A 13,070-nucleotide genomic window follows, 5' to 3' on the forward strand; every position below is an offset into this window, starting at 1 on the left:
CGAAGCCTGACCCATCAAATTGGGATAAAGCAGGAAACATCTTCCTGCTTTATCCCAACGCCGTTATTTAAAGAAGGGCAGCGTTACGGCGACATAAGCCATGGAAGCCCGATTGCGAAAACGCTGGTTATCGTCCTCAATGTTGACGTTGTTAGCGCGCATGGCCGTCGTAATCCATTGATAACCCGCTTTGATGCCAAGTCGGCGCATCAATCGCAGCCGAACATACACTTCGGTTGATAAAGAACCCAGGTCATTATCCCCCAGCAATCGGACGTTGACACGCTGAGGCTGAGCCGATTGCAAGGGGTTCGATCGGAAGGTAATCACTGAATCCGCCGTGCCGGTCGTATTTCTGACTTCATATCGTCCCGTCGACGATCGATAACGTCCCTGACGGCCTTTTCCGAAACCGAAACCCAATACATCCGCACTGGCACCTACTTCAACGGGCCCCAGTCGAATCTGCGCCCGCAACCCCAGATTGACCGCCGTGGCTGTTACATAGTCAAAACGCATAGTATCGATGTTGGCGGGTTTGATTGGTGCCGAAAGGGCTGCAAAACCGGATTTTCCCCGCGTAAGATGGGCAGGAGCCGTCGTATAATTCAGGTTGTCGCCATAGAATGTGTTCAGTTTGATCGTCCAGCCGATGGAAAAAAGCTGACTGCGATCCACATTCAACATTTCGTAGTAGGTAATGGATGGAACGAGATAATCGTTTTTAAAAGCGGCTCCCAAATCCACTCCACTGTTTAAACGTTTGGAAGTAGGACTTTGTGAATAGGCGACAGCAGTGATGAGGGTAAATACAAGTGTTACTATTTTTCTCATATTGTAAACTTACTTTGTAATGCAAAGTTAATGGATTAACGGAAAGCCAGCTATTTTGTTTGTCAGTATCCGCATCAAATTTTGTTCAACACCGTAGAATAACGATTTCGGGCCGCGTTACGCATTAATAGCCACCGTAGGAATGGCGATAGAAAGAGGGAGGAAATTAAAAACCGCCTGTTCCAGGCAATCATCACCACTCAGAGCTTTAAGAGCGTACGGTTGCATAAAAGCAAAAGAATAAGGCCCCGGCTGGAGCCTTATCCGGATTTAATTATTCTGGTATTTCAACACCACCGCGCCCAGGGGCGGAATCGTTAGCTCAATCGAAGCCGAACGTCCGTGCCACTCCTGTGGTTCCGAAACAAGTGGATTTGGATTTACTAAACCGCTGCCAAAAAAGGCGCTGTTATCACTGTTGAACAGTTCGACCCAGGTGCCAGGAACCGGAACGCCAATGCGGTAGTCAGTGCGGGGAATGGGAGTCATATTCAGGGCAATGACAATCTGTTCCTTCGTGCGGGTGCCTTTTCGGGCATACACGATGATGCTGTTTTCGCGATCCATCGTATCGATCCACTCGAAGCCTTCGGCCACAAAGCTCTGTTCGTATAACGCGGGCTCATTCCGATACAGGCGGTTCAGGGCTTTCATGCACTCTTTCATGCCCTGATGGGGCGCGTAATCGAGCAGGTGCCAGTCGAGACTACCATCAAATTTCCACTCCGACGTCTGGCCGAATTCGCAACCCATAAACAGCAGTTTGGTACCGGGATGAGTAAACATATACGTAAACAACAGCCGCAGGTTCGCAAACCGCTGCCACTCGTCGCCCGGCATTTTGCTGATCAGCGCTTTTTTTCCGTACACGACTTCATCGTGCGAAAACGGCAGCATGAAGTTTTCCGAAAACGCATAAACCGTGCTGAATGTCAGCTCGTCCTGGTGCCAGCGACGGTAATACGAATCGCGCTGGAAATACCGCAGCGTGTCGTTCATCCAGCCCATCATCCACTTCATGCCAAAACCCAAACCGCCCGTATACGCCGGTCGGGTGACCCCCGGAAAAGCGGTCGATTCCTCCGCAATCATCTGAACCTCCGGAAAATCCTTGTAAACGGCTTCGTTCAGTTCTTTAAAAAGCGAAATGGCCTCCAGGTTCTCCCGGCCACCAAATACATTCGGTTCCCATTCACCGTGATTCCGGGAGTAATCCAGGTACAACATGGACGCGACGGCATCGACCCGCAATCCATCGGCATGGAACCGATCCAGCCAGAACAGCGCGTTGCTGAGCAGAAACGCCCGAACTTCGTTGCGACCGTAATTGAAAATATAGCTTTTCCAGTCCGGGTGGTACCCCTTGCGCGGATCCGGATGCTCGTAGAGGTTCGAACCATCAAATTCGTACAAGCCGTGGGCATCATTCGGAAAGTGGGAAGGCACCCAGTCGAGGTAAACCCCAATGTTCTCCTGATGCAGCCGTTCGATCATCCGCATGAAGTCCTGCGGAGTGCCAAACCGACTGGTCGGGGCAAAATAACCGGTGATCTGATACCCCCAGGACGGATCGTATGGATGCTCCATGACGGGCATAAACTCCACGTGCGTGAAACCCAGTTCTTTTACATACGGCACGAGCGCGTCGGCCACTTCGTTGTATGACAGTTGCCGGGCGGGTTCCGAAGGATCACGGCGCCACGAGTTCAGGTGTATTTCGTAAACCGAGATGGGTTTATTGAGGGCATTGAATTTCCCCCGGTTGCGCATCCAGTAGTCGTCTTTCCACTCATACCAGTCATCCCAGACAACGGAAGCGGTTTTGGGGGGCGTTTCCCACCAGAGGGCAAACGGATCCCCTTTTTCAAGTTCGCGGCCACTCGTGTGGGTAATGGCGTATTTGTATACCTCGCCCCGGCCGATGTGCGGCACAAATCCTTCCCAAATGCCCGAACTATCCCAACGGACATTGAGCGGATGGCTACCTTTATTCCAGCCGTTGAAATTACCAATGACAGCCACATACCGGGCCGACGGTGCCCAAACGGCAAAATACGTTCCGACAACGCCGTTGACTTCCACGACGTGGGAACCCAGCTTTTCGTATAACCGGGTGTGCTTTCCGGCGCGGAAGAGGTAAATATCAAATTCAGTGAGCCGACTGTAAGGCCCCGAAGGATCTGTGGATTCCGCTTGCGCCGGTAATGGGGCAAGCTGTTCGGTTTCCGGGTTTGGGTCGGGGTTTAGGGAACTCGATTTAGTCGTACGTTTCGCCATAGGAAAGCCATATCGTTTAGCTCGTGAAATATAGACAAATTTTTATCGAAGAATCAAATTAACCCGTTACGGTTTTATTCTTCAAAAACTTCGCGCAGATCAATTTGCAAATCAGGAAAAACAGCCGGCGAAATCGTATCGCTTTCATCGTAAGGATGTTGGCCGATAAACCGCCCGTTTTCGTTGAGTACATACACGAGCACATTATTGTATTCGGGCAAAACCACCCAGTATTCACGAACTCCCGCTTCTTCGTAAGCATTAAATTTTTCCTTCATTTCTTTTTTGGTGTTGCCTTTCGACAATACCTCAATCACCAGATCGGGCGCTCCAATACAACCCGCATCGTCTAATTTTATCGGATCGCAGATGACGCACAAATCCGGTTGCACAACGGTTATGATCGTTTCATTAGTGATTTTATTCGTTCGTGGTAGCCGAACATCAAACGGTGCGATAAAGACCTGATACGGTTTTCCCTTTAGGTAATTGCCGAACGGCAGAAACAGGTTACCCACCAACTGCTGATGCCGGCGACTCGGTGCGGGTGACATTTTCCAGATATACCCCCGAATCAACTCCAGCCGATCCTGAACCTGCCAGGTCAGATAGTCGGCGTAGGTATATTGCTGCATTAAATCCAACTGATCCAAACTGGTTATTTTCATAACTGAACGCGTTTACTACAAACTTACTCTTTTTTCGGCTGCAACAAGCCCATCTGCAATCGGGGAAGCTCCGAGTCCCGCGCCGGGTCAGCAATGCGTATTTTTTCAATTTCCCGAATGACATCCATAATTCCCTTCAGTGGAATCTTGACCCACGCAGGCCGGTAATTGATTTCATAGCCTAATTCATATACAGCTTTTTCCAGCAGATAAATCAATAGCAGAAAATTGACTTCGCTGCTGTTCTTAAACAACGGATGCGGGCTACCGATGGTCTCCAGATAAGCGTCCATGAAGGTATCCCGAATCAGTTTAAACCAACGCTCGGAAACCCGTTGCAGGTGGTCCGGTTCGATTCCGGCGGTTTCGACACTCCCGAACAATTTGGCTGAGACCGCATAATGATACGATCGGATAGCCCCGGCTACGTCCTTCAAAGGTGAATGTTTGATCTTCCGTTCGGAAATACTGCTTTCCGGTTCTCCCTCAAAGTCAATAATAATGAAATCGGTACCGGTTACCAGCACCTGCCCCAAATGGTAATCGCCATGAATCCGGATGCGGAGTGATTCGAGCGGGCGGTTCCGGAAGTCATCGACAAATTCATCGATCATCTCTTTGGCTTCCATAAATACCCACGCCAGACGCTGCGCCAACGGATCGAGTTTGGTATAGTTATCGATGAGCAGGTTATACCGCCGTTCGAGCAGATTTTCAAAGCGCTGGATGATAAATTCCCGGTAGTCATCCGTAAACGGTTCGGGCGAAAAAAGGGAGTCGTCCGGTTCGGCATTGAAGAGCGCCAGGTGCATTTGCGCCGTTCGTTTCGCCAGTAACTCCACGCGGTCGAACACTTCTTCTTTTATGGAAAACAGGCGATGCGGAACCGCATACAGAAAATCGTTCAGGTCGTCGCCCGTCTGGTTCCAGCTGTCGTGCCGGTTTTCCACCATCCGCTGCATCATGCCGAGCGTTACATCCGGCACGCCCTCCTGCTCCCAGACCACGCTCCCCGCATACGCCGGAATGTGGGAAAATTGGCTTTTTTCGGTCAGAAAACTCACCAGTTCCACCTCAGGGTTGGTTTCCTGAAACAGCTTGCGGTAAAGTTTCAAAAAGTATTTTTCACCTTGCCCCGGCACGCTGAACACCAGCGCCGAGTTGCTCGAATCAACTGGCAGTACACGACTGGTAACTTCGCCAGTGCTGTCGTCATCTGCCAGGCCCCGCCCCCGGTGAAAGGTCAGCTGACCGGTTTTCTGCAGTAGTACCTGCTGGTTAACCAGATTAAAATACAACGCCCCTCGAAACCGCTCGTCGTAAATAGCATCGACGACCAATCCGCGCTTCTGGTTAAAAACCGCTCCGGTGATGATCCCCTTCGGCAGAATTTCCGGCGTATCAGGCTGGCCAAGTTCAACGAACGACAACGGCAGCAGGTAGCTTTCCGTTTCTCCGTCCAGGTAGCCCACTTTCAGGATAACCAGAAAGGCTTTTTCGTCGGTTTCCGGCCCGGAAATGAACGGAATGTCATGAACGAACTGAATCCGGAAATAGGACTGTTGGCGGGCTTTACCGGCAAACCAGCGGCAGGTATTCAGATACGGCGGCAGAATCGTAATTTCCAGCAACCGGATGGCGTCGTGATCCTGAATCAGATGGACCCAGGATTGCTGACTGGTCAGGTTTGAAGCAGTTGAGTCGAACATGAAGGCGGATTGATTACAAGCAAGCAGTTCTACCTGTAATAATACAAATGGAATGGGCAAATAAGCCTATTTTTGGTAAAAATGGCGAATTCATTATAAATCCACCAGATAATCTGTCAGTGTTTTCCACTGAATCTTTTGGTAAAAAAGCCAGCCCGCTCCTGCAACCATTGTGTTGATTACCGCCCGGTCGCCTGCTTCGGGAGGCTGGTTGTTTACGCGTTCATTTTCGCCAATCTGGCAGGCAAAAACCGTCTGGCCTACCAACGAAACCCGAAAGGTGCTGGTGGAAGCATCGGTAAAAAAGTGTTCGATGGCACCGGTTTTTTCGCGCGGATCGGAGCAGGGGCGAGCCGTAAAACCGGCTTTCGTATCTTCATCCTCGACTTCAATTACCTTTACCCAATTTTCCGGAGCGGGTCCGGGAAGTTGCACCCGGATGTGATCCCCAACATCCGGGCGACCCATTGGCTTGGGATTCCCGATTGGGTCGAGCAGTGAAAAATCAGCCGTCAGACTCGAAATCTCCGACCAGCGATTGACATCGAAAATCCGTTCTCTGGCCCGCGCAAATGCGCGCTGAGCCGTTGGTTCATCCCGGTAGGAATTCTGACTGCAATAGGTTTTGTTTATTGCCTCCTCTCCTTTCAGCAGCTCGACTCCCTGCTGAATTTTATCCGTAATATCCTTGACTTTCATCGGTGTGTTAGAAAAAAAGGTTCAAGTGAAAAATAGGATAAACCCATTCCGGGTTTTAGACCTGAATGGGTTTCTGGAGTTAAAAGTCTACTACCGTCGGTTAATTTTCCGAACCGGTATTTCCGAAGGTGCGGCCGTTGCTGCGTTTTTTCTTCGTTTTCGGATCGGCTTTGGCTTTCATCTTCGTTGAAACCGCCCCGTCTGAATTACTTGGTGAGCGAGCTTCCCGATCCGCCTGTTTGCCGGAGCGGCCGAACTTATCGGACAAGCTATTGCTGTCCGGGCGCGATCCGCTCACTTCCCTTCCCTCCTTCGCCCGCGCCCGACCCGGTTCTATTTCCGGTTGCTGCATTTTCCCATTTCTACTTTGAGCAGGGTTGGCGGCATTTCCTTCCGAACTGGTGCTCTGGGCCTGAGTTTGCAGGGCGGTAGCCATTAAGCCTACCCAAACCGCTGCCATTAACATTACCTTTTTCATCCGTTTTTCCGTTGAGTTAATTACTTCGTCTTCAACTGGCGAGCACTTCCCTGCTTCCTTGCCGGTCACTGTCCCGCTAAATCCATTCGCATGAACATCCTGATTACATTTTCTTCTTAGGAATAACCACAAAACCGGGAAACCGGAATGTAAAATTATCCATTGGACCGGGTACAATTTTGAAAAATGGCAATCCGGCTGATGTTCAATCGATTTGGAGAACGTGAGAACTTGGATTGCAAAAATCAGATTGTTGACCGGTTAAGCGATTTACCCATTTCCCTAACCTTTTACCGGAATTAATAGGTACATTCATCTGCCCGCTGCCTTAGCAGCTGTGAATCAACCCATTTTATTCAAAGTTTTACCCGGAACACTCAAATTAGCTGTAAATTCTACCTGATTTGGCAACGTAGATAGAAAATAAACAGACAAAGCAACGGTAAGTTTATTAAATTTCAGTCGGTTATAATTGGTTGATAATTCAAATCAATTCTGCTGTATGAACTCTTCCCGAACCAAATCAAACCCGATCCGAAGTCGGCGCGCCCGAATTCTGGTGATTGAAGATAATCCGGACCATCAGGTAGTGATAAAAAATGCCATTCATCAAAGTTTCACGGATGTTGATCTTGTTCTGGTAACGACCGAATCTGAAGCCATTGAATATCTCGGCAATAGTGTGCTGACCGGCCTGTTGCTGCCTCAACTGATCCTGCTGGAGTTGTATTTACCCAAACGGGAAAATGGATGGAATTGCCTGAATACCATCAAAAACCACTATCCGGAAACCGGGCAAATACCGGTGATCATGTTTAGCAATTCGACACTCTCCGAAGACATTACCAAATCCTATGACCTGGGGGCGGCTTCGTATGTGGTGAAGCCGACCGATTTTACGGAATGGGGTGCGTATTTTCAGACGTTGAAAGACTATTGGTGGGAAACCGTTAGTCTTCCCAGCCGTCCGATAATGTACTAATCAACCCATTGCAAATCAGGCTGGCAGTGGCCTTGGTGCGGCAACAACTTGTGGAACTGCCACCATGGTTAACCAATAACGCAACGTTCTTTCCAGCACCTGAATAAACCGGGTCAGGTCCGACGGATGGACAATTACGGAGTTGGCACCCGATGCATAGCCCTCCTGAGCCTGATCCTGATCTTCGGCTGAGCTTAACAGCAGGGTCGGAATAAATCGGAAACTGGGGCTTTTTTTGATCGATTTCAACGTGGGCATACTTCTGGATTCGCTGCCATCGAGAATGATCATGGCGGGCAGATAATCGCCAATCACTTCGGGCAATGCATTTCGGAGCCGGGTGCCGGTTTCAAACAATTCGATCCACCACTGAGGCCATTTATCATGAACCAGTTGCCGCACCAGGCCCGCTTTCATCTCGTCGGCCATTACGATCCACAAATGCCGGAAAGGTTGTTTTATAGCCCGTGAAATCGGTTCAACAAAACTTGCAATGGATTGGCTAACAGGAGCTTGAACAACTTCCGATGTAGCGTATAAAGCAGAACTCTTTAGCATGGCAACGGTCAACGGGTTAATTATTTCCTGCCAGCGCCGACGGCTAACGGGCAAGATTGTCTCTCCCTGCACCGTCACGGAACCCGCCATTTTGTGTCCCGGAGGAGCCTGTAAATCCGTGATGTAGTGCGGGTTGACCAGAGCCGTTTTATGAATCCGAAAAAATCCCGGCAACCGTCCCTCAAAATACACGAGCGACTTGGCTACCAGCAACTTACGCCCGTCGCAGTAGTGCAGCCACGTGTAATTGCTGAACCCCTTCAAATGGGTAATCAATGCCGGAAATTGAATCGCTTGCTGAATCATGTGCTTCTAAACGTACGTGCCTTTGCACTGGATAACTTTTTTAGAAGCAAAAGTGCCTGGTTTTCTGAGGCACCGGTTCTGTTACACCTCCATTTTCAGCAAATGCATCGGCAAAAGGTAGGGATCCAGCTCAACATAATTCCACTGTCCTTTCCACGTATAATGGGCTCCGGTTAGCAAATCGTGCACGATGTATTCCTGATCGTCAGCAATACCCAGCTGCCAGGTTGGTACCTGTACCATGGCGGCCCGCCGGTTATACGCATCGGTATTGATCACCATCAGCAGCCGGTTCGAACCGGTTACTTTCAGATACGCCATCAAGGCATCGTCATCAATACGGCAGAATGTGAGGTTATTGGTGGTTTGCAAGGCCGGATTTTCCCGCCGAAGGCGGTTCACAAGCCCAATCAGATACGTAAGCCGGTTGGTCCGACTCCAGTCCCAGCGCCGGATTTCGTATTTTTCCGAGTCAATGTATTCTTCTTTGCCCGGAAACGGCAGGTATTCCATCAGCTCAAAAGAGGGCCCGTAAATACCGTAATTGGACGACAACGTTGCCGCCAGCAGATACCGGATCAAAAACTGCGGTTCGTGACCCGATTGCAGGATGTACGGATTGATGTCGTGCGTGGTTGGCCAGAAGTTGGGCCGATAATAGCTCTTCATCTCGCTCTGCGTCAGCTCCTTCATGTATTCTTCCAGTTCGCGTTTGTTATTGCGCCAGGTGAAATACGTGTATGATTGGGCAAAACCGCGCTTCGCTAGTTGTTGCATCACCTTCGGTTTGGTGAAGGCTTCGGCCAGAAAAATCAGGTCCGGATACACTTTCTTCACTTCCGAAATCAGCCATTCCCAGAACTGAAACGGTTTGGTATGCGGGTTATCGACCCGGATGATCCGAACGCCCCACGACGCCCAGGTCAGCATTGTTTCCTTCATTTCGATCCAGAGACGCTGCCAGTCTTCGGTTTCAAAATAAACCGGGTAAATGTCCTGGTATTTTTTGGGCGGATTTTCGGCGTACTGAATGGTGCCATCGGGCCGTTTTTTGAACCATTCGGGATGATCTTTGGCCCACGGATGATCAGGAGAAACCTGAATCGCCAGATCCATCGCCACCTCCATGCCGTGGTTTTTGGCAATGGCAATCAGGTGTTTAAAATCGTCGAGTGTGCCTAGCTCGGGATGAATGGCGGTGTGCCCGCCCAGTTCCGACCCGATGCCATATGGAACACCGGGTTCGCCCGGTTCCGAAACCACATTGTTGTTTTTTCCCTTCCGAAACGCCTGACCGATCGGGTGAATCGGCGGCAGATACAGCACGTCAAAACCCAGCGCTTCGATGCGTGGCAGCAATTTTTCCACATCCCGGAACGTACCGTGAACGGGTGCCCCTCCGTCGCCCGTTTCCTGCGAAGCCGAGCGCGGAAACAGGCAGTACCAGGTACTAAAACCAGCTTTCGAGCGATCGACATCCACCATCAATTCGCGTTCGAACCGGGTCGGGCTCTGCCGTTCGGGATACCGATTCAACAGCTCCGTAAACTGATCGCTGTGCGCAATCCGAATGGCCTCATTGTATTGAATTTCGTTGTATTCTTCCGCACCTTCCCTAAACAGTCCGGCCACCCACTCCAGCGTTGATTGATCGTCTCCTTCGGCTTTTCCGGCCATGCCTTCGGCAAAAACCGCACCGGCTTTCAGTTCACTCGTAATGCGCTGACCAGCCGCCACTTTCAACCCCACTTCGTGCTGCCACGACGCGATATGATCCACCCAGGCTTCAAACGTATACGCATAAAGACCCGGTTTTTCGACCGAAAAAGAAGAGCCCCACCGATCGTTGTTGATAAAACCCATCGGCACTTCGGACCAGTCCGAATCATCGGCGTGTTTATACATCAGCCGGGCCGCCAGCTTGTCGTGGCCATCCAGAAAAATATCGGCTTCAACGGCAATGATGTCACCGGGAACAGCTTTGATCGGAAACCGTCCGCCGTCCAGTTCGGGCGTAACCCGTTCAATAACAACGCGAACGCGTCCGTCAGCTGGCAGATTGGCTGCTTTAAAAACCGCTGCGGCCGATTTGGAGATTTTAGTACGGGTAGCCATAACAACCTAAAGACTAGTGTTTAACCCACCGGTACGCTTTTGCATACCGCCAGGATTTCGTCCATCATCATATTATAGCCGTCTTTCGAAACCGGCTTGGATTTCACCAGAGAACCACCCCGTTTCAGGCATTCATCGACCAGTTCCTGACCCACATACGTTGAATAAATGACGACATGAATTCGTGAAAACCGCTCATTGGACCGGATGTAACTCAGTGTTTCCAGACCCGTCAGTTTGGGCATATTCTGATCCAGAATGATTACATCCGGCAACAATTCGCTCAGCGAAACTCCATTCAGGTATTCAATCACCTCAACGCCGGTGGTAAGACCGGGCAGGAGCCTGATGTCGGTTCGATCACCTAAAAAATCAGCAAAAAAATCCCGATCGTCGACATCGTCTTCCGCAAGCAGGATTTTCTTTTTAGCTTCATCAAGGGGCATTTCAAGACGGATTATTTTGCCTTAAAGGTAAGCTAATAATGAATGTAGACCCAACTCCTTCCCGACTATGTGCTTTAATTCGGCCATTGTGTTTGTCGATGATCCGTTTCGTAACGGCCAGCCCAATGCCCGAACCTTCGTAGATGTCCTTCGTATTCAGTCGCTGAAACAGCGAAAATATTTTTTCAACGTATTGTTCATCGAAGCCAATTCCATTATCTGAAATTGAAATCGAAGCAAACGGAATATCGGCCGGGTCGTCGACATTGGCTGACGGCAGGCTTTTAATTTCGATCACCGGTGGCTGATCGGAACGGCTAAATTTAAGGGCGTTGCTGATCAGATTCTGAAAAACCTGCCGGATCTGGCCCGGATTGACCTCCAGTTCGGGCAATCTGCCGACCACAACCCGGGCTTTCTGCTCCTGAATCCGCAGTTCAAAATCTTTCAGGACTTCATGGACAATATCCGTTAAATCCATGATTTCGTAACTGTCGTTCTGCGTCGAAAGGCGGGAGTAGCTCAGAATATCGATAATCATAGTCCGCATCCGGTTCGATGAATCAATGATTTTTTCCAGGTATTTCACGCTGTCGGCCGGCAGTTCTCCCAGATGGCGGTCTTTCAGGATTTCCGAAAACATCTGGATTTTCCGCAGGGGTTCCTGTAAATCGTGGGACGCCACCGACGCAAACTGTTGCAGATCATGGTTGCTGACTTCGAGGGCGATATTCATTTCCTCCAACCGTTCGTTGTTGGATTTCAGCAACTTCTGCGTTTCTTTCTGGCTCGTCAGATCCGTGATGATCACGCTCATTGCAACACCGCCGTCCAGTTCCAGCGCTGTTACCGAAAGCTGGCAGGGCACCAACCCGTTGCTGCTCAATATAGACGTTTCGACTTTGGTGTCTTCGGTCCAGCCATGCTCGAACAACTGTTCGTATTGCTCTTTGCAATCGGGTGGAATGAAGGTTTCGAAGGATAAGGCAATGACTTTCGACAGTGGCAAACCGACCATCGACGCAAACGTTGAATTGCAGTACAGAATTAATCCTTCCTCATTCAGCGTTACCGCGCCTTCGTTCATGGTTTCGATAAAAACCCGGTAGGTTTGATCGGCGGTTTTCAGGCTGTAGAGTTCGTGGCCGTCTTTTCCCTCCACCACTAGCGCATCGACCTGGCCCGTTCGGATGGCATGGATGGTTTCGGTAGCCTCATCCAGTTGAATGAGTAAGGCTTCGTTCTCTTCCACAAGCTGATCGTACGTTTTGGGCGTATTCATTCACTTCCAGTAGAAATTCCCAGGCCCTTGAGCACTTTTGCCGTATCCGACATATCACCGATCAGCCTGCGCTGGGGCATGGGCAGTTTTTTAATCAATAATGGCAATGCAATAATCTGTTCACTTTCGGCAAGAGCTTTTTGCTGATACACATCGATAATTTCCAGTGAATACCTTCCCGGAATATACATATCACAGATGTGTTTCAGATTGGCAATGGCGCGAATGGAATTGATCGACGCGCCAGTCACGAACAGGCGCAGTTCATAGGCCGGTTCGTCGTTAGACTCTAAATCCGAAAGTGTTACTGGTTCGATCATTCTGTTTTCTTTGCCGGACGAATATTCAATCCCACCAATACTTTTTCTTCATTCGACAAGTCACCGATAATTTTCCGGATTGGCTCCGGTACTTTTTTTACCAGCGTCGGAATCGCCAGAATCTGGTCTCCTTCGGCCAATTGCGGCTGAACCAGCAAATCAATCACTTCAATAACGTATTTATCCTTTAAATGCTCTTCACAATAGCGTTTCAGATTGGATAGTGCGGTAACGGATTTAGCGGTTTTTCCGGCCACATAGAGCCTTAACTCCCATATTTCCTCTTTTGTTTCCATTCAGGTTTAGTAGGTTTACGGTTTAAAGTAGACGGTTTTCAATTTTCGGAGGGTCGACGTTTCGGTATGCGGTGTAAAAGCTCGCGTCAGCTAACCGAAT

13 protein-coding genes are annotated in these 13,070 nt (G+C 49.7%); 1 reads left to right on the forward strand and 12 read right to left on the reverse strand.

Annotated features, from left to right (window positions below; translation table 11 throughout):
• Positions 1-63 precede the first annotated feature (63 nt).
• The 6 genes from EHT25_RS21745 to EHT25_RS21770 form a co-directional block, all read right to left on the reverse strand.
• Positions 64-834 carry a hypothetical protein gene (locus EHT25_RS21745; protein WP_124877281.1) on the reverse strand — a complete coding sequence of 257 codons (771 nt, stop codon included), beginning with the start codon at positions 832-834 and terminating at the stop codon, positions 64-66.
• A gap of 270 nt (positions 835-1,104) precedes the next feature.
• Positions 1,105-3,111, reverse strand: a complete 2,007-nt coding sequence (gene glgB / locus EHT25_RS21750) for a 1,4-alpha-glucan branching protein GlgB (protein WP_124877282.1) — start codon at positions 3,109-3,111, stop codon at positions 1,105-1,107.
• A gap of 74 nt (positions 3,112-3,185) precedes the next feature.
• A complete protein-coding gene (locus EHT25_RS21755) occupies positions 3,186-3,779 on the reverse strand; it encodes a Uma2 family endonuclease (RefSeq protein WP_124877283.1) in 594 nt (197 codons plus the stop codon).
• A gap of 23 nt (positions 3,780-3,802) precedes the next feature.
• Positions 3,803-5,488 (reverse strand): putative maltokinase, encoded by a 1,686-nt coding sequence (locus EHT25_RS21760; RefSeq protein WP_124877284.1) that lies wholly within the window; start codon positions 5,486-5,488, stop codon positions 3,803-3,805.
• Positions 5,489-5,581: 93 nt separating this feature from the next.
• The gene (locus tag EHT25_RS21765; RefSeq protein ID WP_124877285.1) at positions 5,582-6,187 is read right to left on the reverse strand and encodes a hypothetical protein; all 606 of its coding nucleotides are present in this window, start codon (positions 6,185-6,187) and stop codon (positions 5,582-5,584) included.
• A gap of 100 nt (positions 6,188-6,287) precedes the next feature.
• Positions 6,288-6,665: a hypothetical protein gene (locus tag EHT25_RS21770; protein WP_124877286.1), complete on the reverse strand. Its 378-nt coding sequence runs from the start codon at positions 6,663-6,665 to the stop codon at positions 6,288-6,290.
• Positions 6,666-7,167: 502 nt separating this feature from the next.
• Between EHT25_RS21770 and EHT25_RS21775 the strand changes: the two genes are divergently transcribed.
• Entirely contained in the window at positions 7,168-7,647 is a 480-nt protein-coding gene (locus EHT25_RS21775; protein WP_124877287.1) for a response regulator, read from the forward strand.
• A gap of 15 nt (positions 7,648-7,662) precedes the next feature.
• Here EHT25_RS21775 and EHT25_RS21780 read toward each other — a convergent pair whose 3' ends face one another.
• The 6 genes from EHT25_RS21780 to EHT25_RS21805 all read right to left on the reverse strand — a co-directional run bounded on the left by EHT25_RS21780 (position 7,663) and on the right by EHT25_RS21805 (position 12,970).
• Entirely contained in the window at positions 7,663-8,511 is an 849-nt protein-coding gene (locus EHT25_RS21780; RefSeq protein WP_124877288.1) for a response regulator transcription factor, read from the reverse strand.
• Positions 8,512-8,592: 81 nt separating this feature from the next.
• The gene (locus EHT25_RS21785; RefSeq protein ID WP_124877289.1) at positions 8,593-10,626 is read right to left on the reverse strand and encodes an alpha-1,4-glucan--maltose-1-phosphate maltosyltransferase; all 2,034 of its coding nucleotides are present in this window, start codon (positions 10,624-10,626) and stop codon (positions 8,593-8,595) included.
• A 20-nt stretch (positions 10,627-10,646) separates the two neighbouring features.
• Positions 10,647-11,072, reverse strand: a complete 426-nt coding sequence (locus EHT25_RS21790) for a response regulator (protein ID WP_124877290.1) — start codon at positions 11,070-11,072, stop codon at positions 10,647-10,649.
• Position 11,073: 1 nt separating this feature from the next.
• Positions 11,074-12,354 carry a sensor histidine kinase gene (locus EHT25_RS21795; RefSeq protein ID WP_124877291.1) on the reverse strand — a complete coding sequence of 427 codons (1,281 nt, stop codon included), beginning with the start codon at positions 12,352-12,354 and terminating at the stop codon, positions 11,074-11,076.
• Positions 12,351-12,674, reverse strand: a complete 324-nt coding sequence (locus EHT25_RS21800; RefSeq protein ID WP_124877292.1) for a circadian clock KaiB family protein — start codon at positions 12,672-12,674, stop codon at positions 12,351-12,353. Before EHT25_RS21800 ends, EHT25_RS21795 begins: the two co-directional genes overlap by 4 nt.
• Complete coding sequence (locus EHT25_RS21805; RefSeq protein ID WP_124877293.1) at positions 12,671-12,970, reverse strand: circadian clock KaiB family protein; 300 nt, start codon at positions 12,968-12,970, stop codon at positions 12,671-12,673. Before EHT25_RS21805 ends, EHT25_RS21800 begins: the two co-directional genes overlap by 4 nt.
• Positions 12,971-13,070 lie beyond the last annotated feature (100 nt).

Source organism: Larkinella rosea (genome assembly GCF_003858635.1).
In the GTDB taxonomy this organism is placed as follows: domain Bacteria; phylum Bacteroidota; class Bacteroidia; order Cytophagales; family Spirosomataceae; genus Larkinella; species Larkinella rosea.

Bases quoted from the DNA above. Each gene is read 5' to 3' on its own strand.
- EHT25_RS21775 (WP_124877287.1), top strand. From the start codon at position 7,168: ATGAACTCTTCCCGAACCAAATCAAACCCGATCCGAAGTCGGCGCGCC.
- EHT25_RS21795 (WP_124877291.1), bottom strand. From the start codon at position 12,354: ATGAATACGCCCAAAACGTACGATCAGCTTGTGGAAGAGAACGAAGCC.
- EHT25_RS21770 (WP_124877286.1), bottom strand. From the start codon at position 6,665: ATGAAAAAGGTAATGTTAATGGCAGCGGTTTGGGTAGGCTTAATGGCT.
- EHT25_RS21745 (WP_124877281.1), bottom strand. From the start codon at position 834: ATGAGAAAAATAGTAACACTTGTATTTACCCTCATCACTGCTGTCGCC.
- EHT25_RS21790 (WP_124877290.1), bottom strand. From the start codon at position 11,072: ATGCCCCTTGATGAAGCTAAAAAGAAAATCCTGCTTGCGGAAGACGAT.
- EHT25_RS21760 (WP_124877284.1), bottom strand. From the start codon at position 5,488: ATGTTCGACTCAACTGCTTCAAACCTGACCAGTCAGCAATCCTGGGTC.
- EHT25_RS21765 (WP_124877285.1), bottom strand. From the start codon at position 6,187: ATGAAAGTCAAGGATATTACGGATAAAATTCAGCAGGGAGTCGAGCTG.
- EHT25_RS21805 (WP_124877293.1), bottom strand. From the start codon at position 12,970: ATGGAAACAAAAGAGGAAATATGGGAGTTAAGGCTCTATGTGGCCGGA.
- EHT25_RS21780 (WP_124877288.1), bottom strand. From the start codon at position 8,511: ATGATTCAGCAAGCGATTCAATTTCCGGCATTGATTACCCATTTGAAG.
- glgB (WP_124877282.1), bottom strand. From the start codon at position 3,111: ATGGCGAAACGTACGACTAAATCGAGTTCCCTAAACCCCGACCCAAAC.
- EHT25_RS21785 (WP_124877289.1), bottom strand. From the start codon at position 10,626: ATGGCTACCCGTACTAAAATCTCCAAATCGGCCGCAGCGGTTTTTAAA.
- EHT25_RS21755 (WP_124877283.1), bottom strand. From the start codon at position 3,779: ATGAAAATAACCAGTTTGGATCAGTTGGATTTAATGCAGCAATATACC.
- EHT25_RS21800 (WP_124877292.1), bottom strand. From the start codon at position 12,674: ATGATCGAACCAGTAACACTTTCGGATTTAGAGTCTAACGACGAACCG.